Annotated in this window: 21 protein-coding genes; 13 read left to right on the top strand and 8 right to left on the bottom strand. The window is 43.6% G+C overall.

The features are described 5' to 3' along the window. Positions 1–23 precede the first annotated feature (23 nt). Complete coding sequence (locus AB4513_RS20495; protein ID WP_009846015.1) at positions 24–998, bottom strand: ParB/RepB/Spo0J family partition protein; 975 nt, start codon at positions 996–998, stop codon at positions 24–26. Between the two features lie 5 nt (positions 999–1,003). Then, positions 1,004–2,221 carry a ParA family protein gene (locus AB4513_RS20490; protein WP_009846016.1) on the bottom strand — a complete coding sequence of 406 codons (1,218 nt, stop codon included), beginning with the start codon at positions 2,219–2,221 and terminating at the stop codon, positions 1,004–1,006. A gap of 1,261 nt (positions 2,222–3,482) precedes the next feature. Between AB4513_RS20490 and AB4513_RS20485 the strand changes: the two genes are divergently transcribed. Then, on the top strand, positions 3,483–5,462 hold the full coding sequence (locus tag AB4513_RS20485; RefSeq protein WP_012601303.1) for a replication initiator protein RctB domain-containing protein: 1,980 nt from the start codon (positions 3,483–3,485) through the stop codon (positions 5,460–5,462). 435 nt (positions 5,463–5,897) lie between these two features. Here the strand turns inward: AB4513_RS20485 and AB4513_RS20480 are convergent, their stop codons facing one another. From AB4513_RS20480 to AB4513_RS20470, 3 genes are read right to left on the bottom strand one after another with little or no spacing between them, the layout of a single operon-like run. Continuing rightward, positions 5,898–6,443 carry a transcriptional regulator gene (locus tag AB4513_RS20480; RefSeq protein WP_102257699.1) on the bottom strand — a complete coding sequence of 182 codons (546 nt, stop codon included), beginning with the start codon at positions 6,441–6,443 and terminating at the stop codon, positions 5,898–5,900. Beyond that, positions 6,440–7,372, bottom strand: coding sequence for an ATP-binding cassette domain-containing protein (locus AB4513_RS20475; RefSeq protein WP_102257698.1), 933 nt, complete (start codon positions 7,370–7,372; stop codon positions 6,440–6,442). Before AB4513_RS20475 ends, AB4513_RS20480 begins: the two co-directional genes overlap by 4 nt. A gap of 9 nt (positions 7,373–7,381) precedes the next feature. Beyond that, the gene (locus tag AB4513_RS20470) at positions 7,382–8,206 is read right to left on the bottom strand and encodes an ABC transporter ATP-binding protein (protein ID WP_009846021.1); all 825 of its coding nucleotides are present in this window, start codon (positions 8,204–8,206) and stop codon (positions 7,382–7,384) included. 361 nt (positions 8,207–8,567) lie between these two features. On the opposite strand from AB4513_RS20470, the gene AB4513_RS20465 reads away from it, so the two are divergent. Both AB4513_RS20465 and AB4513_RS20460 read left to right on the top strand, forming a co-directional pair. Next, a complete protein-coding gene (locus AB4513_RS20465) occupies positions 8,568–8,762 on the top strand; it encodes a PA3496 family putative envelope integrity protein (RefSeq protein ID WP_004732575.1) in 195 nt (64 codons plus the stop codon). 190 nt (positions 8,763–8,952) lie between these two features. Continuing rightward, entirely contained in the window at positions 8,953–9,513 is a 561-nt protein-coding gene (locus AB4513_RS20460; RefSeq protein ID WP_012601297.1) for an NADAR family protein, read from the top strand. Positions 9,514–9,722: 209 nt separating this feature from the next. Here the strand turns inward: AB4513_RS20460 and AB4513_RS20455 are convergent, their stop codons facing one another. Beyond that, the gene (locus AB4513_RS20455; RefSeq protein ID WP_009846023.1) at positions 9,723–10,481 is read right to left on the bottom strand and encodes an ABC transporter substrate-binding protein; all 759 of its coding nucleotides are present in this window, start codon (positions 10,479–10,481) and stop codon (positions 9,723–9,725) included. A gap of 88 nt (positions 10,482–10,569) precedes the next feature. Between AB4513_RS20455 and AB4513_RS20450 the strand changes: the two genes are divergently transcribed. Together AB4513_RS20450 and AB4513_RS20445 are read left to right on the top strand one after the other, a co-directional pair. Then, a complete protein-coding gene (locus tag AB4513_RS20450) occupies positions 10,570–12,996 on the top strand; it encodes a response regulator (RefSeq protein ID WP_009846024.1) in 2,427 nt (808 codons plus the stop codon). 343 nt (positions 12,997–13,339) lie between these two features. Continuing rightward, positions 13,340–13,999, top strand: coding sequence for an HAD family phosphatase (locus AB4513_RS20445; protein WP_009846025.1), 660 nt, complete (start codon positions 13,340–13,342; stop codon positions 13,997–13,999). Positions 14,000–14,093: 94 nt separating this feature from the next. On the opposite strand, the gene AB4513_RS20440 is transcribed toward AB4513_RS20445, so the two are convergent. Next, a complete protein-coding gene (locus AB4513_RS20440; protein ID WP_083784015.1) occupies positions 14,094–14,276 on the bottom strand; it encodes a hypothetical protein in 183 nt (60 codons plus the stop codon). An 88-nt stretch (positions 14,277–14,364) separates the two neighbouring features. On the opposite strand from AB4513_RS20440, the gene hppD reads away from it, so the two are divergent. Genes hppD through maiA form a run of 4 tightly spaced genes read left to right on the top strand, consistent with a single transcriptional unit; the run spans position 14,365 to position 18,337 of the window. After that, positions 14,365–15,438 (top strand): 4-hydroxyphenylpyruvate dioxygenase, encoded by a 1,074-nt coding sequence (gene hppD, locus AB4513_RS20435; RefSeq protein WP_017100488.1) that lies wholly within the window; start codon positions 14,365–14,367, stop codon positions 15,436–15,438. Then, entirely contained in the window at positions 15,431–16,561 is a 1,131-nt protein-coding gene (locus AB4513_RS20430) for a homogentisate 1,2-dioxygenase (protein ID WP_009846027.1), read from the top strand. The genes hppD and AB4513_RS20430 overlap by 8 nt, the downstream gene beginning before the upstream one ends. Before the next feature lie 12 nt (positions 16,562–16,573). Continuing rightward, a complete protein-coding gene (locus tag AB4513_RS20425) occupies positions 16,574–17,611 on the top strand; it encodes a fumarylacetoacetate hydrolase family protein (protein ID WP_009846028.1) in 1,038 nt (345 codons plus the stop codon). A 21-nt stretch (positions 17,612–17,632) separates the two neighbouring features. After that, entirely contained in the window at positions 17,633–18,337 is a 705-nt protein-coding gene (gene maiA / locus AB4513_RS20420) for a maleylacetoacetate isomerase (protein ID WP_009846029.1), read from the top strand. A 235-nt stretch (positions 18,338–18,572) separates the two neighbouring features. On the opposite strand, the gene AB4513_RS20415 is transcribed toward maiA, so the two are convergent. Then, positions 18,573–19,502, bottom strand: coding sequence for a carbamate kinase (locus AB4513_RS20415; RefSeq protein WP_032555104.1), 930 nt, complete (start codon positions 19,500–19,502; stop codon positions 18,573–18,575). Positions 19,503–20,408: 906 nt separating this feature from the next. Between AB4513_RS20415 and agaR (AB4513_RS20410) the strand changes: the two genes are divergently transcribed. The 4 genes from agaR (AB4513_RS20410) (at position 20,409) to AB4513_RS20395 (ending at position 24,848) form a co-directional block, all read left to right on the top strand. Continuing rightward, a complete protein-coding gene (gene agaR / locus AB4513_RS20410; RefSeq protein WP_009846031.1) occupies positions 20,409–21,176 on the top strand; it encodes a transcriptional repressor AgaR in 768 nt (255 codons plus the stop codon). Positions 21,177–21,598: 422 nt separating this feature from the next. Further along, positions 21,599–22,375: a transcriptional repressor AgaR gene (gene agaR, locus AB4513_RS20405; RefSeq protein ID WP_009846032.1), complete on the top strand. Its 777-nt coding sequence runs from the start codon at positions 21,599–21,601 to the stop codon at positions 22,373–22,375. 8 nt (positions 22,376–22,383) lie between these two features. Beyond that, positions 22,384–23,691, top strand: coding sequence for a D-tagatose-bisphosphate aldolase, class II, non-catalytic subunit (locus AB4513_RS20400; RefSeq protein WP_009846033.1), 1,308 nt, complete (start codon positions 22,384–22,386; stop codon positions 23,689–23,691). After that, positions 23,691–24,848 carry an SIS domain-containing protein gene (locus AB4513_RS20395; protein ID WP_009846034.1) on the top strand — a complete coding sequence of 386 codons (1,158 nt, stop codon included), beginning with the start codon at positions 23,691–23,693 and terminating at the stop codon, positions 24,846–24,848. Before AB4513_RS20400 ends, AB4513_RS20395 begins: the two co-directional genes overlap by 1 nt. The last annotated feature ends 4 nt before the right edge of the window (positions 24,849–24,852 follow it).

Genomic DNA, 24,852 nt, shown 5'->3' with positions numbered 1-24,852 from the left:
AGAGGAGTAATGAAAGTCGTGACTTAGTCTAACTTAGATTGTACGAATGCTAGGATTTCTTCCATTGTTGTATCATCAACTTTCTTAAGATTTAACGCCAAGTTTGAACCCTTACGGCTATATGACGCTCGACCTTTAATAAGTTCAACTTTTGGAGAAGCTTTCTTCGCGGGTGCTGGTGCTAGTTCGAGCACCCAACCTTCTAAAGTCTCTGTCACGTCTTTTGTTAAACGAGTTACGCCTTGAGCTTCGCTGCGCTGCCACACAAAACCTTCAGAAGCACCACACTTGGTCAGTAATGTTTGTTGCTGCTCACTAGTAAGACCGCTAAATTGTTTGTGTAACTTAACAATAGTCGGACGGCCAAGATCGCTCACATTTGGGTAAGCTTGTAATAATTCAAGTGGTAAAGCGGCCGCTTTCAACGCGCCACTCACCAAAGCTTCACTGCACTGGAACATTTTAGCGAGTGCTTTCTGGTCTTCAGCTTCGCCTTTATCAAGCTTCGCTTGCATCTCCTTCCCCTTCTCATAGAGAGAAAGTGGTTTATGAGCGTTAGCTACATCTGATAAAAACTTAGCATGTTCGCCGTTAATGTTTTCAGCGACATAGATCAAGAACTCTTTGTCAGCCAAAATACATGACATACGACGACGGCTACCATCAAGAACTTCAATCTTGCCGTCTTTGTTCTTACGGCCAACCGCTGGATATTGCTGGCCGCGCTCTTTAAGCGTAGTTAGTACGTCAGAAAGCGCGTGCTCATTCAAGAAAGACTGCTCACGAGCATTCTCTTCAAAAACAACCGTTCGTGTTGCTACATCAGCGGCTGGAATTCGAACCAATTCAAATGAAACTAAATCTTCACCCGCAACAGAAAGCTCAATCACTTGAGCTTGCTCTTTTACCGCAGTTTGAGCTTCTTGTGGCGTAGCTACGCGACGTTTGTTTGCTTTACCAAATAGCTTTGCATTTAAGTCAGATGTTTTAATTGCCATTCTTGTTATCCCTGATTAAGTGAAGGCCAGTTGCTATGTAATACACGCTCTAATTCTAGAGCACTTTTTTGTACTGCGTCTTGAGCCACAGCCAGAGTTTTCTTACCGCCCTCAAAGTCGCTTACCGTCAGATCGAAAACCGTGCTGTAAGTGTCAGCACAAGTTTCAAAGGCGCGGCTTCTTGGAATCGTGGCCATCATTACTTGGTCATTCAACAGGTAGTTCATCTCAGTCAGAACTGATACCTGCTTTTTATTGTCGTCTTCAAACATCGTTGGCATTAGACGAACGAACTCAAGCCCTTTCCAATCGTCCGGGAACATTTCATAAACCGTTGGCAAGTGCTGGAAGAAGTTAACCGTTGAAGCCCAGTCCAAACGCTTGGCTGCACATGGTATTAAAAGTGCGTTCGACGCGTACATTGCATTCCACACTAACGGGTCCACGTGTGGTCCAGTATCAATCATGATCACATCAAAATCATCGGCGATTTTGTCGATAAGCTTTTCTTTCAAAAGACGAACAATATCAAGTGACTGATCTCTAGACAGACTTTGCCATGCTTCAGCGTTAAACATCGCATCTTCTGGGAAGGCTGAAATAGTCTTCAAATTAGGATACTGAGTTGGCAACAGCACGTTCTTACGCAAGAATTCTAGGTCAACATCCTGCTCTTCTGGCACATTATCCAACATGATATCAACTGCAGAATAAATGCTGTCATGCTCTGCACCACTAATTTGTGGGTTTAAGAACAGACGCAAAGAGCCTTGTGGATCCAAGTCAATCAAACAGATACGGTAGCGCTTGTCCAAATTTAGAGATAAGCACGCAGCTAAGTGAACTGCCGTCATTGATTTACCCGTACCGCCCTTTTGGTTTTGTACGTTGATAATCCATGGTTTGTTGTCAGCATGCTGCTTACGTTGATGGAACTTCGGCACTTCTGCCGCGTCCATCAACATGTGAGCTTCTGTCAATGAAATCGAGTAGTGATTGGCATTGTTCTTTGTAAACTGATGGCCATCAGCTTCAAGTTTAGTGATCGCTTCATCGAGTTTACGACGCGTTAAACCAGAACGAGTCTCCATCATAGCTTTAGACATTGGAGGGAAATGTTCATCACTTCGCTCTTCCAAAATAATCTCAATTCGGTCAGCCTGAACTTGTTGAGTTTGTTCGGCTAGCTGATAGAGCTTATCAATCGTTTGTTCTCTTTTCATTGCCAGTTTCCGTAATGATTAACTAAGTACAAATTGTACAGCGATTAACAACAAACACAACAAAAACATGAACATGCATTTATGAGTAAACTCACATAAAATAGACAGTGTTTTTACAATTTGATGAAACATCACCTCAGAGTAATACTGAAAGTCATCATTTTCATCATGCACAACCATGTTATTTCTAGTGCACATTTAAAATGTTACAGCATCACTTATTTACAATGTAAATGAAATTATCGCTAAAAAACTGCGGAACGATTGAAACACAACTATAGATTACGGTTGGTGTGATTTGCATTCGAATTTATAGATTTTCAATTCAATAAAAATTAAAAAACGCTCAATGGACAAAAAATTCAAAACAGAAGAGAAGAGGAGGTGCAAAAAAAACAACAGAGGATTCTAACCTGAGCGGAAGAATGATCATGGAACATATCCAGTGTAAGATAATTAATAACACCCAATTATGAAGCATGATCAAGGCGTAAACTTAGCAATATTGATCCGAACAACTGCACATTACAAATGATCAAATTACGGAAAAATGATCAAGTAAATATCGTTCCGGAAGCATGTAATTTAAGAGCTAAGTTACGGACAAATGCTTTTGCAATGGGGATTCAACGCCTATAAGGGCTCAATGATTGAAAATTCAATCTACACTGACCGAGAATACGCAAACATGACAATTTCATGATCATGCTTCCAAGTTAACTCCCACCTGCGCTAAATACATCAAAGCTATCCATTTTCAACAGATACAGATTAAACTTTATCCTAAATAGGGCGGGAAGGATAAAAAGTACCATCACTTGATCATTGTTCCTATAGATTGGCCATCATAAATATCCACATTGATGTGTATGAAGTGACTTAGAAGATGATGTTGACTTCCGAACTGTGGATAAGCTGTATAAGTATAATGATCATGCTTTCAAGCCAATAATGATCATGCTTACAATGACTTAATGATCATACTTCTGACGCTCTGTGATCATGCTTTCTTTGATTTAATGATCATAGTTTCGGGGTTTTTATGATCATGCTTTCCAAGGGGTTTTATTTTAAACTTTTAAATTCAGCAACTTAAAAGCAAAGAAACAGCCAGATCATTAGATCACTTAATCATTTAAGATCATATTAATCAAAAAGATCAGTTATTTAAAAGCTAATAAATTCTCTTTATTTATGATCATTCTTTCTTTATCATTCAGGAACTATAGTGAAATTACGGTTAGTGTGATACGGATCAAAAATGAAACCAGAAGAGAAATTGTTAATTAAGGCACGAAGCCACAAAGATGGTCATTTATTTGAGGTATCTGAAACAGCCGTTGAATGGATAGAACAATATCAACACTTCAAAGGTGTCACCAAAAGCATTGTTGAGCTTCTTAACCTAATTTCACTTCGTGGGTTTAGCAGCAAAGACGGTTACGTTTCCACTACCGAGATTATTGAATCAACCGATGGCCAAGTTACTCGTGCAGCCTTACAGCAAAGGTTAAGAGCTGCGGTCAGTATCGGTCTTTTCAGGCAAATTCCGGTTCGCTTTGAAGAAGGTCTTGCTGGTAAAACTATGCTGCATCGCTTTGTTAACCCAAACCAATTGATATCAGTACTGGGTGCTACTAGCTTAGTGACAGAAAGCGTGAAGCAAAATGAGAAGCAAAAGCGATCTAAAGCTCTAGCTCAAACCAAAGTCAACAAACGCTTATTGAATGAACACGGACTCAATACCCCACCAACGATGAAAGACGAAGCCGATCAATTTATTGTGTCGCCAACCAATTGGGCGGGTATTATTGATCAAGCCTTAGCGCCCCCTAGAACGCGCAAGAGCTACCAAAAATCAATGGTTTCGATCTCTGGCACTCGAGCGGTGATCGAGACACGATCTTCAAAAAACATTATGACGGTTGATGATCTGATGACGCTATTCGCGTTATTCACGCTTACTGTTCAATATCATGATCATCACCAAGATGATTACCATCTAGACGCGAAACACACACCGAACAAAACACCACTTTACATCACGGATATTTTGTCCTTGCGTGGCAAGAAAGACAGCGGGCCGGCACGTGATTCGATCCGTGACAGTATTGATCGTATCGAATTTACCGATTTCCAATTGCATGAGCTCACAGGCCGTTGGCTTAGCGAGAACATGCCAGAAGGCTTTAAGAGTGATCGTTTCCGATTCCTAGCTAGAACCATTACCGCATCGGAAGAAGCGCCTACAGAAGGCTCTGACGGCGAAATTCGCATTAAACCGAACCTATACATCCTGGTTTGGGAACCTTCGTTCTACGAAGAGCTGCTGACGCGTGACTATTTCTTCCTATTTCCGCCAGAAATCCTGAAGCAACATACCTTGGTCTTCCAAATGTATTCGTACTTTAGAAGCCGCATGGCACGTCGCCATTCAGATAGCATGTTGCTCAGTGAGCTCAACCAGAAATTGGCGCGTAACATCGATTGGCGTCGTTTCTCGATGGATCTGATCCGCGAGCTCAGAAAGTTAGGTGAAGTAGGGGATCAAGAAGATACCTTCCTGGTTAACCTTTGGGGTTATCACTTAACGATCACCGCGTTGATCGAAAAAGGAAAAACGACTGATTATCAGGTTGATATCAAATGTAATGTGGAAGAAGTCTTACGTTACTCAAGAGCACGCACCACCAATGCAGGCAAGCGTAATATGGCACCAACGTTACCGAACCCACTGCGTAATGAAATGGTGTCTAAGCAGAAATTGGAAGAGTTGTCTGAGATTATCGATGGTGAGTTTGAGCCAATTCAGCGCAAAGCACCGTCGCCAAGAGGCAAATTGGGACGTCGAGTTAAGCAGCGTAAACACTCTGTTGAGATCAACGCTGACGAGATCATGATTACTCTCTCTAAATATACCTCTGCAGAGGCTCTAGAACGCAGTATAACGGCTTTATCTGCTATGACAGGGCATTCACATGCTTCAATCAAAGAAGAGTGTTCTGAGCTCATTGAGAAGCTTGATTGGTTGAGAGTAGGGGAGGACGTTATCCCATACGAAACACTGAGTCGCTTGATTGAGCTTTACAACGACCGTGACAGCACCAGCAATCGACACTTGTCTATTGAGCGTTTGATCTCTGGTTTAGCTGTGCGTCGTAAAGTGTGTAAACAAGTTCACGAAGGTCATTTAGACGAAAACGTGTTCTTAGCGCTCGACGAAATGGCGATTGGCCACTAACCACTAACCACCAATCACTGTCACTGCTCAGTTGTAAGAAGCCCGTATTTACGGTCGACGAATGGATAGTTTGAACACATTAGGTGCTGATTAAAACCGCACCTAACGCTGACAAATTGATGACAATGTAGCGCATCCAGTTGATTATTATTTATCCCGAATAGACAACCTTTTGTCCTTTCTTATGATTAATAGATTGGCTCATATTTTGTTACATCATACTGAATAGATTTTTGCGAGTTCCTAAGGGACTCGCTTTTTTTTGCCTGCAATTCGGCTAATCATTAACATTCAAAAGCTTACCATTTAAATTCTACAGCTTATGGAGTCCGTTCCTGAAGCATGATCAAGGTGAGATCATGCTTTCTACGGTGCTTATTTTTGATGGGGTTCAGCTTTGATGTTTGATCGAACAGGGGTTGAACAAGGAGTGGATCAGTGCAGTTGACGTAGAGCCATACCTTGATCATCGTTCTGGTGTTGACTTGCCATAAAGCGTACATGCGATTCGATCAATTTTTCTGATTCTTCTTTCCAGCGCGGTTCTTGTTGTTGGTTGGTAAACTCCAAAGCCAATACACACAAGTGCTGTAGCCGCTGTGTACACCACTCTTGTAAGTCAGGTTCTGATTTTGGATTACAAGACACAGCTTGAAGCTTGCTATAGGCAAACATCAGGTATTGGAAAGCTTTTTCCTGATGGTGCGAGCCACTAAGTTCGTTTGAGATAGATGGTGGGCTTGGTGGTGGAAGCTTTGTCGATGCCGTCAGAATTTCATCTTTATATCGATAAAACGTAAAGATTCTCAAGCATCCGTCTAACCAGCATGCGATGCCTTTGCTCTGTTCATCCGTGATCAAAGGCCCCCAGAGTGCATCTGGAGGCGTTAAGATCAAAGGCTCTAACTTCTCCACTTGATCATGCTTTCGGTCTTTGTACCAATTTCCGATCCGCTCTAACCAAGTGTCTAGTTCATTCATGCAACGTTATCCCACTGTTTAACATAGTGATTATCTGAAACTTGCTTGATCTCATGCTGTATTTCACTGCTTTGTTCACGAATACGATCAGCGTCTATTGAATAGTTTGGCTCATTTTTCACGAGTTCGCCAAATGGTAGATCAGGATCGGGCACAGCAGAGATCAATAACTTAGTGTATGGGTGTTGTGGGTTGGTTAAGATCGACTGGGTTGATCCCCACTCAACGATCTGTCCCTTGTACATCACAGCTGTCTCTTCTGCGATGTAGTGTGCTGTTGCGAGATCATGCGTAATGTACAAAAAACCTATCCCTAACTCTTTCTTCATCCTCTGCATTAGGTTCAAAACACCGAGTCGTATTGAAACATCCAACATCGAGGTGGGTTCATCGGCAAGGATAACCTCAGCACCGACTGCGAGTGCTCTGGCTAAGTTTATGCGCTGTCTTTGGCCTCCACTGAGCTCATGAGGGTATTTGGTGAGAGTTTCGATGGGTAACTCCACCAGCGTTAATAACTCGTTGAGACGCTCTGCGAGAGCTTGTTTCGTAGCAACTTGCTTGTGGATCTTAAGGGGCCGTGTTAAGTGGTGTTCAATGGTGTGGGTTGGATTGAGTGAGCCAAATGGGTCTTGAAATATCATTTGCACGCGGCTTCGGTAATCCAAGATATCTTTACGACTTTTTAAGGTAGAAATATCTCTGCCATTGAACAGTATTTCTCCCTCTGTTGGCGGATACACTTTGGTCATCAGTCGAGCGCAGGTGCTTTTCCCGCAGCCTGATTCGCCAACTAGTGCCAATGTTTTACCTGCATGTAAATCAAAACTCACCCCATGCAGTGCTCTAAAGATCTCTTCTTTGCCAAATCCACCACCAACAGTGAATTCTCTAACGAGGTTTTTTACTTGAAAAATAGGTTGTGACATGGAGCTCTCCTAGCACGCAGTTGCGTGAGCGTGTTCGTGAATATTGGGGAAGGAACTCCATAGCTTTTGGGTGTAGGAGTGCTGAGGGTTATTGCGAATCTCATGGGCTTGGTTGACTTCAACTATCTGTCCATGACGCATGATGGCAATTCGATCGCACAGTTGGCTCATTAGTGCGAGGTCGTGGGTGATAAACAATATTGAGAAACCAAACTCTTCTCTGAGTTGGTGTATTTGCTGCAGAATTTCGCGCTGTACAACCACATCCAGTGCCGTGGTCGGTTCATCCATGATAATCAACTTAGGGTTGAGCGCGAGAGCTATAGCAATCACCAAACGTTGACGCATCCCACCGCTAAACTGGTGCGGGTACTCGGTTAGACGGTGGCGAGGGATATTGACTAGGTCGAGTAACTTTTCGGCGCGATCTTTTGCTTGCTCGTTGTTCATGCCCTTGTGGTGGCGCAATACATCGGCAAACTGTTCTTCAATGGTCAGTACAGGGTTAAGCGAGTTCATCGCGCTCTGGAACACCATTGCGATCTCACTCCAACGTAAGGTGTTCAAGTGGCTGTCCGATAAGCTCAGCAGATCTTGCCCGCCAAACAGTATTTGCCCGCCAGAGATGAAAGCCGGTGGCTTATGCAGGCGGTTAATGGCAAATGCGATGGTACTTTTGCCACACCCGGATTCTCCCGCTAAACCAAAAATCTCGCCTTGGCCTATATTAAAGCTTACGGATTTTACGGCATTAAAATCGCCGTCATCGGTAATGTAATCGACACATAGATTCTTCACTTCGAGAAGAGGTGTCTCTGAATTTTCCCTAGACATGATAAACACTCAGTTATAATATTGATAACTATTATCATTAACATGTGTTGAATTTAGTGGAAGAGAAGAGCACAAAAAGAATGAAGTGACTCGAATTATTTTTTGATTATTTCATGAAGTTTCAGCGGGAAATAGGAAATGAGAACGAGGAAAATGAGAGGTGGATCAAACCACATTTCTTATGGGGAATCTTTTAAATGTAATGGCAGAAAATGGCTTTGGCAAAGTTTAAATGAGGCATTTATTAATTAGCTTTGTGAAGCGTCGGAATCATCACATTTCAGTACAGAATTGCTTAACAAGCGAAATAGCATTTGCTACAGATTACCTGTCCATTACATGGTGCTTTTCGGAGGAAAACATGTCCATTAATTCTATCAACCATGATGAAATGACAAATATTGCAAATAAGTGGGATGCTGAAGAAGAAGTATCTTTCAAACCAGAAAAGAAAATGAAATCTGCTGAAGCTCGTCGTCGTATTGAAGCTCTAAGAGAAATTAGAGAAAGCGGTTTTAGCCTGGAAGAAGCGAGGGAGCTAGGTCTAATTCATTAACAATCCCCATTGCATTTAGAAGGGTGGCGCACCGCCACCCTTTGATTTATATGCCTTTTTTAAAGAAGTTTGTGCTTTTTATAAGTAAACCATGCTCCTTGCCTCTCACCATTTAAATCCATTGTCCTTCCTCTACATTATTTGTTCTCGACTAAAAACATGCCCTTGGCATACTCTTTAACTAAGTTGTTTGACAGTTATATGCAACGCCACTAATTTTAAAGTTAAAGCAAAAATATGCGATGTTGTTGGTAAGGAGAAGGCTATGTCTAATTCGGTGGCTAAAGCCAAAGAAGTGCTGTTCTATGAACCTGAAGATCCAAACGGGTACCTGTCAAATTTTGCCGCTTGTCCTATCAAAATCGACGATCAAGTTTGGGCAACCAGCGAGCATTATTATCAAGCGATGAAGTTTGCCTCTCAAGCGCTGCGTAACACCATTCTCGAAGCCTCGACTCCTGCTGAAGCATTCTCTTTAAGCCGTGATTATGAAGACCAAGTTCGGGAAGATTGGTATGACATTCGTGTTGAAGTGATGCAGTTCATTGTCACAGAGAAGTTCAGGCAGAACCCACAGTTTGCGTTGTTTCTTACTAATACCGGAGATTCGGTGATAAAAGAACATTCGCACAAAGACCACTTCTGGGGGGATGGTGGCGATGGAACCGGCGAGAACCATTTAGGCAAGATTCTGATGGCAGTACGACAAGAGCTTCGTACTCAGCAACTGCATTTGATTGCTGCACACTAATCCATTTACCTCCGTGGTTCCAAATTAAGTAGGTCGATTACAGGTAAACTCTTTTAGCCCTTAAAGATGAATTAAAAAAGGCCGCCCTACTTAGCTTCTGTGCTAATCAGGGCAGCCTTTTAGGCTTAAGAGCGAGTTAGTCATCGAAGAGAGCTAAATTACGATACCTAAGCTATACCTTTATGCGAAGGTTACAACTGATGCTGTTGCTATAAGTAACTCTGTACGATGTCGTTGAGCTGACCATCGTCTTTCATTTGGTCGAGGCGCTGGTCGATGAAGCTTTGCAGTTTAGGATCCATCTCTGGGTCAAATGCTAAATGGATGGGGTAGTTATTAATCACTGAGCCAAACTCTTGCATCTGGTAGTCATCAATACTGAGTTTCTGCTCATTTAGGTTGTATTTGATTCGAGATTCCATTTCAACAAAAACGGTATCACCCGGAGTTCGGTTTAATACACGAAAAGCCGCGCTGTAATCTTTAACTCGAATCTCGTTAAGCTTACCTTGTTGGATATAAGGCTCTAGATTTGGATATTCAAACCCCACCAGCAATACAACCGCTTTTCCGTTTAAATCATCGATAGTGTTGAACTCAAATGGCTTCTTGCCGCTGCTAAGTAACACATGTTTTACATTGTAAATCGGATCTTTAGACAGGTTTACAGATTGGATATTTCCCCAACTTGGGCTGCCATAGGTGACCCAGTTTGGATTCTCTCTAGCGTCGAGCTTATCGATCATTCGGTTGAAAGGGTAGGTGTGGTAATCGATCTCGTATTGGCTGTCGTCAAATACGGCTTCAACAATATCCGAAACCATTCCTCTGTGAGATGACCCGTCAGTTTCGATCTGAAAAGGTTGCGCTTGGCTTGCAATAATGTAGTAGTGAACAGGTTCGCTTGCAAAAGCATAACTGTTTGAAAACAAACTGACTATGGATGCAACTATTAGATGTTTTTTCATAACCTTCCCTAGTTATTTGATGAATGACTACTATTATACTAGTTGAGTAATTGTAGTTTGCTAGGATAACAATAATGGTAATTTTTGTATGGTGAATAAAGGAAAACGCTATATTGGACTCTCCCGACAGTTGATCGGGGTAATCATCGCAATCAGTACCTTATTCACAGTCATAGTGACAGGTCTAGGTTTGTATGTGGAGTACCAAAATCGAGTTTCTTTTATCAGTTCTCAGATCGAACAAGTTAAGGATGGTTATCTTTCTGGCTTAACCGCCAGTTTGTGGGTTGAAGACCGAGAGCAACTGTTTGTGCAAGCTGAAGGTATCTCCCGCTTACCCTCGGTCAGTTATCTGTTAATAGAAAGCCCCGATGAAAAAATTTTAGAATTAGGTCAACAGACGTCCGGTCAGTCTTATTCTCAATCTTGGGATATGGTGCATCAGATGGGAGGCTCAGAGTTCCAACTGGCGACGCTCACGGTGCAGTCTGATCTAAGTATGATTCTCAACGACTTTGAAGACCGGGTGTTATTATTGCTCGCCTTCGAAGCAGTTAAAATCTTCTTATTGTCTCTGGTATGTTTAACCATCGTCTACCGCCTTGTAGTTAAGCGCTTAATGACCATGTCTTCTCAGATCAACCATCAACAGGTTGAAGACAACAAACCGCGATTTCTAACACCCACTAACTCTACATACAGTGATGAGATCTCTACACTAGAGAGTAGCTACAATCAGTCGATTGAACGTATTCGTCAACAATACCAAGAATTGGAAAAAGCCAAAGATACTGCAGAGGTAGCGAACCGCAACAAGAGTGAATTTCTTGCCAACATGAGCCACGAAATCCGCACTCCAATGAACGGGATTATCGGGCTTTCATCACTGCTTTCTGAAATGGATATGCCGAAAGAGCAAAAAGAGTATGTCGACATGCTCAACACCTCTTCGCTTACTCTACTCGATTTAATCAATGACATTCTCGACTACTCGAAGATTGAAGCGGGTCGTTTAGAGCTTCAGCAAGAACCGATGAAAATGATGGGTATTGCTGCCGACGTAGAGTCGACCTTCAGAGTTAAAGCCGAGCAAAAAGGGCTCAAATTCCAACTGGCGATTGATCCTAAGATCCCAACCATGGTGATTGGCGATGGTACTCAGTTAAGACAAGTACTGAATAACCTAGTTGGCAATGCCATCAAATTTACCGAACATGGTCATGTCATGCTCTCACTTCGTTTAGAAGAAGTCATAGAGCCGGAACAAAAGCTCAGAGTGAAATTTGAGGTGACCGATAGTGGTATTGGTATCGCAGAAGACAAGCAACAATCGGTATTCGATAAGTTTCAACAAGCCGACGGTAGCACCACCCGCATCTACGGAGGCACGGGGCTTGGTCTTACGATATGCGATAAGATCGTGACCTTAATGGGCAGTAAGCTTGAGCTAACCAGTGTCGTAGGTAAGGGAAGTACATTCTACTTTACCGCTGACTTTGACCCGAGCTTAGACGTTGACGAGAGCAACATCGATTTTAATAAAGTCTCGGTACTTTTGGTTGATGACAGCCAGTTGAACATGCGTATTACCTCAACACAACTTCAATCATTCGGCGTTAAGTCTGAGTGCTGTGAAACCGCCACTCAAGCGTTAGAGCTTGTTTCAGAGTCTGTGGCGAAGTCGTTGCCTTATGATCTGGTGCTGATTGATAAAGTGATGCCGTCTATTGATGGATTCCAATTAGCAAGAAGTTTGATTGAGCGTTTTGACAAAGCTTGTCCGAAGCTAGTGATGATTTCTGCCGATCCTCGAAAACAGGATGAAGCACGCGCCAAACAAGTGGGTTTTGTTGCATACATTGCTCGCCCTTATCAAGATAATCAGCTTAAATGGACGCTGAGTGAAGTCCTGGCGAGATCGGCTGATACCTCAATCTTTACCTATCCAAATCGAGGTGAGGTAGCGTTTAAAGATAATCAACCCGTGCCATTAACCAAACCATCGGGTTCTGTTGAAGCTACGACATCTGCTTCTGTTAGAACGACACAAATAGACAAACAAGCTCCAATCAAAGAAGAGCCAAAACCAGTGGCTGCTCCGTTTAGTGGTAAGGTTTTGGTCGTTGAAGATTCTAGAGTGAATCAACAAGTCGCCAAAATGATGCTTAAGAAGCTGGGGTTTGAGGTGGATATTGCAGACAACGGTGAAATTGGTGTCGAGAAATTCCAGGCCAACGAATACGAGATGATTTTTATGGATTGCCAGATGCCAGTTCTTGATGGTTTCGAAGCGACCAAGCAGATCCGAGCGCTCGAAGAAGGAACCTCTAAACACATTCCGATCGTTGCGCTGACGGCCAACGTCGTGCAACGAGATAAGCATTTGTGCTTCGATGTGGGTATGGATGAATTTTTACCAAAACCCGTCAATCAAGGGAAACTGAGAGAGATCGTTGCCAGTTTCTTGTCGAAAGGAACTGAGTCGAGCAAGGAAAATGAGCAGAAAATCGTTTAAGTTCAATTAGCTGATGTCTCGCTAAAGCATATCCAACTCTATAAGAAACTCCGACAGAATCAGTCGGAGTTTCTTTTTTTTGCTAATGAGCACTTGGTTAGCTAATACATCTAGTTAGCTAAATACACATAGTTAGTTAAATACATATAGTTAAATACGTCGCGTATCAATACTGATTGAATCCATAAGCTGTTGTATTTAAAAACAAGCATGTGTTGATTGTCATAGCCGTGAAATACAACTGCCACTAAAATATGCTCTTAATGTCACAATCCAGTTATAGCATGCAGCCAACTAGAACTCCTTTTTAACCTTAACGAAACTCAACCTGTGAGAGCCTAAGATGTTCAAACCTTTGTATGTATTTGATATGGATGAAACGCTGATCAATGCCGATGCAGCGATGCTTTGGAATGAGTTCTTGGTTGAAAAGGGCATTGCCACTGCGCCCAACTTTATTGATGAAGATAAGCGTTTAATGGGCCTGTATTCGGAAGGCAAATTGAACATGGAAGATTACCTAACATTTTCCATGCAGCCACTCGCGAACATGCCAACAGAGCAAGTTACTACTTTGGTGGAAGAGTGTGTCGAGAAGCATATTTTACCTAAGCAATTCAAGCAGTCGAAACCTTTGATTGAGCAGCTTGAGAATGATGATATCGACATGTTGATCATCTCTGCCAGCGTGACTTTCTTAGTGGAAGCGGTCGGTTGTAAGATTGGTATTGAGAACGCACTCGGTATCGATTTGGTAGAAAACCAAGGCCGCTTCACGTCTCAAATATCAGGTGTGCCAAGCTACCGTGAAGGTAAAGTCACCCGTTTAAAAGAGTGGTTAGACAATCAAGAAACTAACTACTCAGACATTCACTTTTATACCGATTCAATCAACGACTTACCTTTGTGTGAACACGCTGATTTTGCTTACTTGGTAAACCCATGTCCGCGTTTGAAAGCGTTAGCCGATCAACCGAATTGGTCGATTCTCAACTGGGATTAACACGAATCTTATAGTCGAATTAGGTTCGCTCTAGAACTCATCAAGCCGCTGACTACAGCGGCTTTTTTGCATCTTCAGTCTAATGTTCGATTTATTACCTTAGCTGACAAAAGGATGCATGTAACAATTCAGTAACATCTCTTGCTCTGCTGTAAATCAAACCACCATATTTCAATCCCTTGATAGCACTCACTTTCTTGTCTTGACAGTTTGTGTGTAACAAATATTTTACAAACTGACAGGATTTCATCGAAATTGCCCATTTTCCTCCACCCATTCCATTATCTCGGCTTGTGGGCCAAATTTAATTAAGGACAAAAAATACACAACACAACACAAAACCGATAGGTACAAGGAGAAAGTTCATGGTGGATACATACAACCCGCTTGGCACGGATGGATTCGAGTTTGTTGAATACACGGCCGTTGACCACAAGGGAATTGAGCAACTTAAAGCGCTGTTTGTGTCACTTGGTTTTGCTGAGATCGCCAAGCACCGCTCAAAAGAGGCTTGGCTGTATCGACAAGGTGACATCAACTTTATCGTCAATGAACAGCCTCACAGCCAAGCGGAAGCGTTCGCTAAAGTGCATGGGCCATCGGTCTGTGGCATGGCTTTTCGTGTCAACGAAGCAACCGCTGCAATGGAGCAAGCGTTTAAGGGCGGCGGTGAAGAGTACAAAACGGAAATAGGGCCGATGGAACTGAGCATTCCTGCCATTTACGGCATCGGTGAAAGCCTGCTCTATTTTGTGGATCGTTATGGTAAGCAGAGTATCTATGATGTTGACTTCCGATTTTATGATGATGCAGAACAGCGCATGGCAGAAGCTAATGTTGGCTTGTATGAAATCGACCACCTCACGCACAACGTTAAGCAAGGCAATATGGATGTGTGGTCTGGGTTCTATGAGCGTCTTGGTAACTTCCGTGAGATTCGTTACTTCGACATTGAAGGCAAGCTGACAGGCCTTGTGAGCCGCGCCATGACCTCACCGTGTGGCAAAATCCGTATCCCTATCAATGAGTCTTCGGACGACAAATCACAAATCGAAGAGTTTATTCGCGAATACAACGGCGAAGGTATCCAACACATCGCACTCGCCACCGATGACATCTACAAAACGGTGAAGACTCTGCGTGATCGCGGCATGGACTTTATGCCAACCCCAGATACCTACTATGAGAAAGTTGACGATCGTGTGAAAGGCCACGGGGAAGACACTGATCTGTTGCGTGACTTACGCGTTCTGATTGATGGCGCGCCGACCAAAGACGGCATCTTGCTGCAAATTTTCACACAGACGGTAATTGGGCCTGTGTTCTTTGAAATCATTCAGCGTAAAGGCAATGAAGGCTTTGGCGAAGGTAACTTCAAGGCGCTGTTTGAATCGATTGAAGAGGACCAGATTCGTCGAGGAGTATTAGACGATGCATAAATGGATCTCGTTTCCTCACCGGGAAGGGGTGTGCTCTAAACAAGCGCACGCCGACTTCCCTGAAGAGGCAATTTATGAGCGAGAGGCGGGCCGAAGTGGATTCTTCGGCCCTGCCGCTCATTTTCATCACCAACATGCCCCAACAGGTTGGTCGGAGTGGGAGGGTGATTTGCGCCCTCGCGCTTTTGATTTTACGCTGGTGGAGAAAGCTAGCCAGATAACCCCTTGGGCGGTGCCTCATCTTTTGCATAACGCAGACTGCAAAATCCGCGTATGGCGCATGGATGAGAAGATGGATTTCTTGGTGCGTAACTCCGATGGCGATGAGCTGCTGTTCATTCATCAAGGCAGCGCCGATCTCTATTGTGACTATGGTCATCTAGTGGTGAGTGAAGGGGATTACGTGATGATCCCGCGCTCGACCAACTGGCGTTTAGAGCCAAGCGAGCCGATGTTTATCTTGATGATTGAGAACACAGACGCGGCTTACTCCTTGCCAGAGAAAGGCATGGTCGGTAATCACGCGGTGTTTGATCCTGCGGTGCTCGACATTCCTTCAATCAATGATCAATTTCGCGCTCAGTATTCTGAAAACCAGACTCAGGTTCAGGTGAAGCGCCACGACAAAGTCAGCGTGATCACCTATCCGTTCAATCCATTGGATGCAATTGGCTGGCATGGCGACTTAGCGGTGGTGAAAGTGAATTGGCGCGATATCAGACCGCTGATGTCACATCGCTACCACTTGCCACCATCTGCGCATACGACGTTTGTTGGCGCAGGCTTTGTAGTGTGCACCTTTGTACCACGCCCGATTGAGAGCGATCCAGGTGCATTGAAAGTGCCGTTCTACCACAACAATGACGACTACGACGAAGTACTCTTCTATCACGCTGGTGACTTTTTTAGCCGTGACAATATTGAAGCGGGCATGGTGACTTTCCATCCAGCAGGCTTCACGCATGGACCTCACCCTAAAGCCTTTAAGGCAGGTCAGGCGCATAAGAAGAAGTTTACCGACGAAGTGGCGGTGATGATTGATACTCGCCATGCACTGCAGTTCTCTGACGAACTCGATAGCGTTGAGAACAAAGAATATGTCTACAGTTGGCAAGAGAAGTAAGGGGCAACAAGGATGAAATTAGCAAGCAAGAAAAATGGCACTCGCGATGGTCTATTGATGGTCGTGAGCAAAGATCTCAAACAATGTGTGGCTGCCACTGAAATCTTCCATGCGATGCACCTTGCACCCACCATGCAGGTAGCATTGGATAACTGGGACAGCGTTGTTTCTCAGTTAGAAGAGTTATACACCTCGTTAAACAACGGGCATGTGACAGGCAGTGAAGTGTTTGCACCTCAGTATTGTGAATCGCCTCTGCCACGTGCTTATCAATGGGCTGATGGCAGCGCGTATGTAAACCACGTTGAATTGGTGCGTAAAGCACGTGGTGCTGAAATGCCAGAAAGCTTCTGGGTCGATCCATTAATGTATCAAGGCGGTTCAGATGCCTTTATCGGCCCTCGTGACAACATCGAGTTTGCCAGCGACGAGTGGGGCATCGATTTCGAAGGTGAGGTTGCGATTGTCACCGGTGACGTGCCAATGGGTGCCAGTGCTAAACAGGCGCACGAGTCGATTCGATTACTGATGTTGGTGAACGATGTGTCGCTGCGCGGTTTGATTCCGGCTGAGCTCGCGAAAGGCTTTGGTTTCTTCCAGTCTAAGCCTTCTTCGGCGTTCTCCCCGGTTGCGGTAACACCTGATGAGCTTGGCGAGCAATGGAAAGGCAGCAAGGTACATCTATCGTTGATATCGACCTACAACGACCAACCTTTTGGTTGTCCGAATGCGGGCGTCGATATGACTTTCAACTTTGCTGAACTAGTAGTCCATGCTGCGAAAACTCGCCCACTATCGGCCGGTGCAATCATTGGCTCGGGCACGGTTTCCAATAAACAAGGTACTGACCACGGCACCTCAATTGCTGAGGGCGGTGTAGGCTATTCATGCATTGCTGAAGTACGCATGATAGAGACGATTCGAGATGGCAAACCGTCGACTCAATTCATGTCGTTTGGTGACTCGATCAAGCTTGAGATGTTCGATGTAGCGGGTGACTCCATTTTTGGCGCGATTGACCAGAAAGTCAGTCAATATCGAGCGCTATAGTCCACGTAATAGGATTTCTGTATGAGCGAGAGCATCGTGAACAAGAACATTATACTTTACGGTTATTGGCGCTCTTCGGCTGCCTATCGAGTACGTATTGGGTTGAACCTAAAACAACTCAACTATGAGTCTAAATCGGTGCACTTGGTGCGTAATGGCGGCGAGCAGCATGACCCACAATATCGTGATCTCAACGCCAGTGAATTAGTGCCCGTGCTGGTGGATGGTGAAGTTCAACTCAATCAGTCACTGGCTATTCTTCAATATCTCGATGAACACTATTTGTGTGAAAGCAGCCCAGACTCCTTGTTGATTCCTGAGCAAATACCACTGCGCTATCAAGCGTTGGCGATGGCTCAGGATATTGCGATAGAAATTCATCCTCTTAATAACTTGCGTGTGTTGCAGTACTTGGAGCGAGAGTTGTCGTGTGAGCCAGAGGCAAAAATGGACTGGCTACACTATTGGATGAGCCAAGGTTTTTCGGCGTTAGAAGAGAAACTGACTAAGCACAGGAAAACACATGGTGACTCGGTGTATAGCCTCTCGGATTCTCCCTGTATTGTCGATATCTGCTTGGTGCCGCAGGTGTATAACGCGCTGCGCTTTGGCGTTGATATGTCGCCGTATCCGTTAATTAACTCGATTGTCGAAGCGTGTAACCAGTTACCCGCTTTTATCGAGGCGATGCCAGAGAACCAAGCGGATGCGAATGCACCGATGTGAACGTATTGAATTCTTTTCAATGAACTGGAAACGTTATTTGGATTAAATTACGTTATAATTACGATTTGGTATATTTAAAGATATTATGTATTCATTCTTTTCAGGTTTAATTTCCAATTTTATGAATATTTATCTCATCTAGTATTAAACGGTCCGAATAAAATAAGCCTCATTATTATTAAATAAGAGGCCTGTTTAATGGGTTTATATTAGTGATGGTTATCTCTCGATAACTTTAGTAATAAACAATACCTTCGCCTTTTGTAATCAGAGTACCAGCTTCATTGGTGATTATTTTATCTAAATCAAATAATGAACCAATCGCCGCATTACCCAATCCAGCTTCAACGAATTTACAAACGGCATCAATTTTTGGCCCCATAGAACCAGCAGGGAATGAAAATTCTGCTAAACCAGTAGGCGTTGCTTGCTTCATTTCTGCTTGGTCTTCTTTACCGTAGTTACGGAAAATCGAACCATCGGTTAAGATAATAAATAAGTCGGCATGGATTTTTTCAGCCAGTAATTCAGCCGTAAGATCTTTGTCAATGACGCACTCTACGCCAGTACTCTTACCTTGCTCAATACTCACGGGAACACCGCCGCCGCCACAAGCGATAACAAGGTTTTCTGTATCTAGAAGTGTTTCAATTTGCTGAATTTCAACAATGCTTTTTGGCATAGGAGAAGGCACAACGCGTCGGTAGTACTCGCCATCAGCTTTAAACTGCATTGTGCTTTGAGCCATTAATTCTTTAGCTCGTTGCTCTGTATATACAGGGCCAACAAATTTAGTCGGGTTAGCAAACGCAGGGTCTTTTTTGCATACTTCAGTTTGCGTGACTAGCGTTGCTACGTCTAATTCAGGGTCAATGTTTCTGAGCTCTTGTTGTAACATGTAGCCCACCATGCCACAGGTTTGAGAGCCGAGTACATCCATTGGGTATGGTGTCGTCTCTGGCGAATATTCGCTATAAGCCGCGTTTTGTTCCATCAACAAACCTACTTGTGGGCCATTACCATGAACGATAACAATCTCATGCTCGCGTGCTATCGCAGCAATACTCGCCGCTGATTTGATTATATTTTCACGTTGGTTCTCAGCCGTTAATGCTTGGCCTCTTGCTAAAAGAGCGTTACCGCCTAAAGCTAATACTATGCGCATGATAATGTCTCCGATCATTTAATAATTATTTTATTTATTTTACGTAGGGATTAACCGCTTGTTTCTAATTAAATTCAATCTTATTAATAGGAGTGACTAGTTTTTTAATTACTCTTAAGTAATTAACATGCCGAGATAGTATGGGAAAATAACTGTTCTAAATGTGATAGCTATCAAATTATCATTTCACTAGAAATGGAGCTGTGGAAACGGGAGTTATTGTAATTCGATTAAATATTCCATAAGCTTGGATACAATCCAGTAGTGGACTCTTTTTTTGTATAAATGATTCGTCTTTAGTGAATATTATCTCTGGCTATAAAATGATTAATTTTCAAATTTTGTTTTAAATATGACGTTCAGATCGCATTAAGAGCTTTAGAAAAGATACGGAGCCAAATTGAAGCGGGGAGGACATTAGCTTAAATAGTGGTTTTGATTCGGTTTTGATTCGGTTTTGATTCGGTTTTTATTGGCGAAAATAGTTTTTCAAAGGCTGATTTAAGACGCAGCTCGGTCCTTTTAGGTCTAGGTATAAGTCGTATGATTCATTGAAAAAATACGATGTCTCTATTGTCATTTATTGTGCCTGAAGCGTACTTGCGCCCTACTTCTAGATTAGCCGAATGTAATTACACGTATCGGCAAATCAAGAGCGGCTTAAAGTGTTCAGTGTTTCTCCCGTTGCTTGCTTCACGAAGTTATGGGTTTTCAATCGGCAGCGGCCGTCGACGATTTAAGTCACACGGCAACGAGACGTGAAGAACTATCATGAAATGCCTGAAAGAAGGGTGTCACTAGCTAACTTGTCGGGTGACACCGCATTACATCATGGAGTAAGGTGCTTGTTATGGTGCTCTGTTGAAATTAGTTAGAGCAAATGATTACTTGTCGGAACGTTCCCCTATGACCACCTCGGCTCAAAGACGTGAAGAGATCCTTCACTACATTCAAACTCACCAAAAAGGTGAAGTTAACCATTTTTCGGAACTGTACAATGTTTCAGAGGTTACGATTCGCAATGACCTTAACTATCTAGAAAAGAAAGGCTGTTTAAAAAGGTGTTATGGCGGTGCTGTGCTCAATAATCAGTTTGCCTTTGAGCGACCACTCAATGATAAAAAGCAGCTCAACAACAATACTAAAGCGAAGCTAGGAGAGTATGCAGCATCACTGATTGTAGACGGTGACAAAGTCATTCTTGATTCAGGCTCGACTACAGAGCAAATTGCTTATCATCTGGAAGGGAAGCAAGATTTGGTTGTTATGACTAACGGTATTAACATCGCTTACCATCTTGCTAATCAAAGTAATGTATCAGTTATGGTCACGGGGGGAACTATGCGTGACAATTCTTACTCGGTACATGGGACAGGCGGCGAGGACTTTTTGACGGTTTTTCGATTCAACAAATTGTTCTTAGGGGTTGATGGTTTTGACAAGACATCTGGCATTACAACTCCTCATCAAGGTGAAGCAAACATCAATCGAAAAATGCTTGAAGCAGCACAAACTGTGATTGCAGTGACAGACTCATCGAAGTTTGATCGCCATAGCTTTTGTCTGATTGCTAGTCCTGAGCAGATCAACATGCTAATCACAGATAGCGGAATTCCTCAGACTTACGTCGACCAGCTCACTGATCTTGGTGTTGATGTGCGAATAGTGGATTAACTCAGCTTTCCAACTTCCTACCTTTTAGCCAAATCAGTGCTACAAGAACGAATAGAACCAGCCTGAACGAGGCTGGTTTTGCATTTCGCTAACCACAAAAATATCAGCAGATAATCCAGTTTGTGATCTCACGCAGGCTGGGCTTCGAAACTCCACCAATCGAGTCAGTTTCTCACTCTCTTTCACTTGTTAAATTGCGAAAGTCAGCCTTTATGGCTCTTTCAATGCGTAATCCTCAATCATAAGTGAAAGTAAATACTTTCACTTATCCTAAAGTGAAAGGTTTTTTAGCCTGAAATCGAAAGCTAATTGGCTGTGATCTAGGTTTCACTTTTTTATTATTTGTCCTGCTTTAATACCAACCAAAAGAAAGTCGAAACATTTCATGCTTAAAGTGAAATGAAACGTAAGAGGTTTCGTATATGAGCAGTGCAGAACGAAGACAGCAAATTATGGCGCACATACGTAGCCATGGCTCAGGCAAAGTGGATGAGTTTTCAGACCAGTACAATGTTTCCGCAGTCACGATTCGACATGACCTCAATTTGCTCGAAAAAGAAGGCTGCGTATTTCGTTGTTATGGTGGCGCAACGCTTAACCCTAACTTTGCATTTGACCAACCTTTGTACCGCAAAGATCAGCTTAATCGCAGTGCCAAGCAATCCATTGCTCAAGTAGCAGCGAATCTTATTCACGATGGTGAGGCGGTTATCTTAGATTCAGGTACCACAATAGGTCTTATGCCTCAGTATTTGATGAACAAGCAACAATTGGTTGTCATGACCAATGCACTCAATACTGCTTATCAACTTAGTAAATTCGAAAACATCGACCTTCATGTTGTCGGTGGAAGCCTTCGCCGAGCGTCTTGTTCATTGATTGGAAATCATGGAGAGCAACAAATCCGCTCTTACCTTTTTGACAAGCTGTTCCTGGGCGTGGACGGATTCGATCTACAGGCTGGAGTGACCACGCCGGACTCTCAAGAAGCACAAGTTAACCGATCTATGTGCGAAGTCGCTCGCCAAATTATTGCTGTTACGGATTCAAGCAAATTTGGGCGAAAGAGCTTTTGTATGATCCGCGCAGCAAACCAAATCGATGTATTGGTAACCGATAGCAATATTCCCCACGCAACGCACCGAGCGCTCATTGAAATGGGTGTTGAAGTGATTATTGCCGATCAAACTGTTAACTAGGAATAAATATGAAAGCGTTACTTTCTTTAATTGAACAGCATAAGCAAGGCCAATCAACTGGTATTTACTCTGTTTGCTCGGCGCACCCGCTAGTTCTTGAAGCCGCCATTAAACAAGCGGCACAAGATAAACAATTGGTGCTCATAGAAGCGACGTCTAATCAGGTGAATCAATTTGGTGGCTACACCGGAATGACACCGCAAGATTTTTCTAGCCATGTGTTCTCTTTAGCTGAACGTCTCAATTTTCCTGCAGATAAAGTTGTGTTGGGTGGTGACCACCTTGGCCCAAACTGTTGGCAAAACTTATCTTCAAGTCAGGCAATGGAATATTCAGCTCAGATGATACATGACTATGTTTGTGCAGGATTTAAGAAAATTCACCTCGACTGTTCAATGCCTTGTGTTGATGACCAACTGCCTCTTAGTGAAGAACTAATGGCAGATCGTGCCGCAAAGCTGTGTGTGGTTGCGGAGCAGGCATGGAAAAGTATTGGCGGTGAAGCGCCTGTTTATGTAGTTGGAACGGAAGTACCTACTCCAGGCGGTGCACTTGACTCGCTGCAGGAAGAGTGTATCGAAGTGACTAAGCCAGAGAAGGCGTTGGCAACATTGGATGCTCATCATCGGGCATTCAGCGATGCTGGACTTGGTTATGTCTGGCCGCGAGTTATTGCTTTAGTTGTTCAGCCGGGCGTTGAGTTTGACCACCATATGGTGCACCACTATCGAAGTCATGAGGCTCAATCACTGAGTAAGATGATCGATAGTCAGCCACACCTTGTGTTTGAAGCTCACTCTACCGACTACCAGAACCCACCAGCCTACCACCAACTAGTGGGTGACCATTTCGCCATTCTTAAAGTGGGTCCTGCTCTGACATTTGCTTTGCGTGAAGCTCTCTATGGCCTTGAACGCGCCGAAAAAGAATGGCTGGGAACTCATCACTCTTCGCATTTACGTGACACCATTGAACAGGTAATGCATGAACAACCAAGTTATTGGCGCTCACACTACTCAAGCAAAGGCCACCAGCAATTCCTTGATTGCAGCTACAGCCTGAGCGATCGCATTCGTTACTACTGGACTCATCCAGAAGTGAAAGCATCGCAGAAGGCTTTATTTGACAACCTGGCTGCCAGTCCGTTGCCAGTAACGATCCTTAGCCAATATTTGCCAAATCAGGCTAAGGCCATTTCTCAAAATCAAATTGAAAACCATCCCGCTGACATCGTAATTCACAAGGTTATGGAAGTGACTGAGGTCTATTCCGCAGCCTGTTATTCAAATGCAGTGGTTTGTAAGGAGACGATTTAATGAACCTATTTTTAGGCTACGAACAGCCATGGCTAGAGCAACATAATGGTATTCATACAGCGAAAGAAATCAGCCATCAGCCACGCTTATGGCGTGCATTGGCCGATATTTTGGAGCAACAACATGATGCGGTAAGTGCATTTTTGAATCCACTGTTACAACACTCTGACTTACGCATCATTTTGACAGGTGCAGGTACGTCAGCTTTTGTTGGTGATGCAGCCGCGCCGTTTATTCAACAAGGAGTTGGTTTCCAAGTGACGTCAATTCCAACGACCGATTTAGTGTCAAATCCTGAGCAGTACCTTGACCCATCTCGTCCGACCCTGCTTGTCTCTTATGCACGCTCTGGCAATAGTCCTGAAAGCGTCGCCGCAGTGGCACTGGTCGAACAATTGGTTAGTGACTGCCACCACCTGTTTTTAACCTGTAATGGAGAAGGGAGGCTCTCTCATTATGCCCAAACTGCTGATAATGCTTACTGCATGCTGATGCCTGAAGGCTCCAACGATAAAAGTTTCGCAATGACCTCTAGTTTCAGTTGCATGTTGATGGCGACATTGACGCTACTTGGTGGGCAGTCGCCAAGCCAATGGAATGAACAAATAGCCGCGACAGCAACCTTGTGTGAAGACAAGCTAAAACAGTGGCAACCAGCTATTAAAGCACTGGCATGCATGCCTTATGAACGCCTGGTTGTGTTAGGCAGCGGTGGCTTTTCCGGCTTAGCGCGAGAAGCTTCATTGAAATCGTTGGAGCTCAGCGCGGGTAAAGTGATGACGACTTTCGATTCATCGTTAGGTTTTCGTCATGGTCCCAAATTTACCATTAACGACAAAGCATTAGTTATTCAGCTACTTTCTAGCAAGTCGTACACGCGTCAATACGATATGGACCTGTTCAATGAAATCCGTCGAGACAAACAGGCTCTCGGCCATGTTGCTATCTCAGAAGTCGCGCTCAATGAAGAAGGGGTTTTTGAACTTGGGGTATTAGGCTTTGGCGATCAGTGGCTGTGCTTCCCCTTCATTTTGTTCTGCCAAATGTTGGCATGTGAAAAATCACTCCAACTTGGTTTGGGACCAGATAACCCATGCCCAACTGGTGAAGTTAACCGTGTGGTGCAAGGCGTCACAATATACCCATTCAATCAGTAAAGAG

The sequence above is a fragment of the Vibrio sp. 10N.222.54.E6 genome (assembly GCF_041473955.1).
Classification (GTDB): Bacteria; Pseudomonadota; Gammaproteobacteria; order Enterobacterales; family Vibrionaceae; genus Vibrio; species Vibrio tasmaniensis_A.
This window is presented reverse-complemented; position numbering and strand designations above follow the sequence as displayed.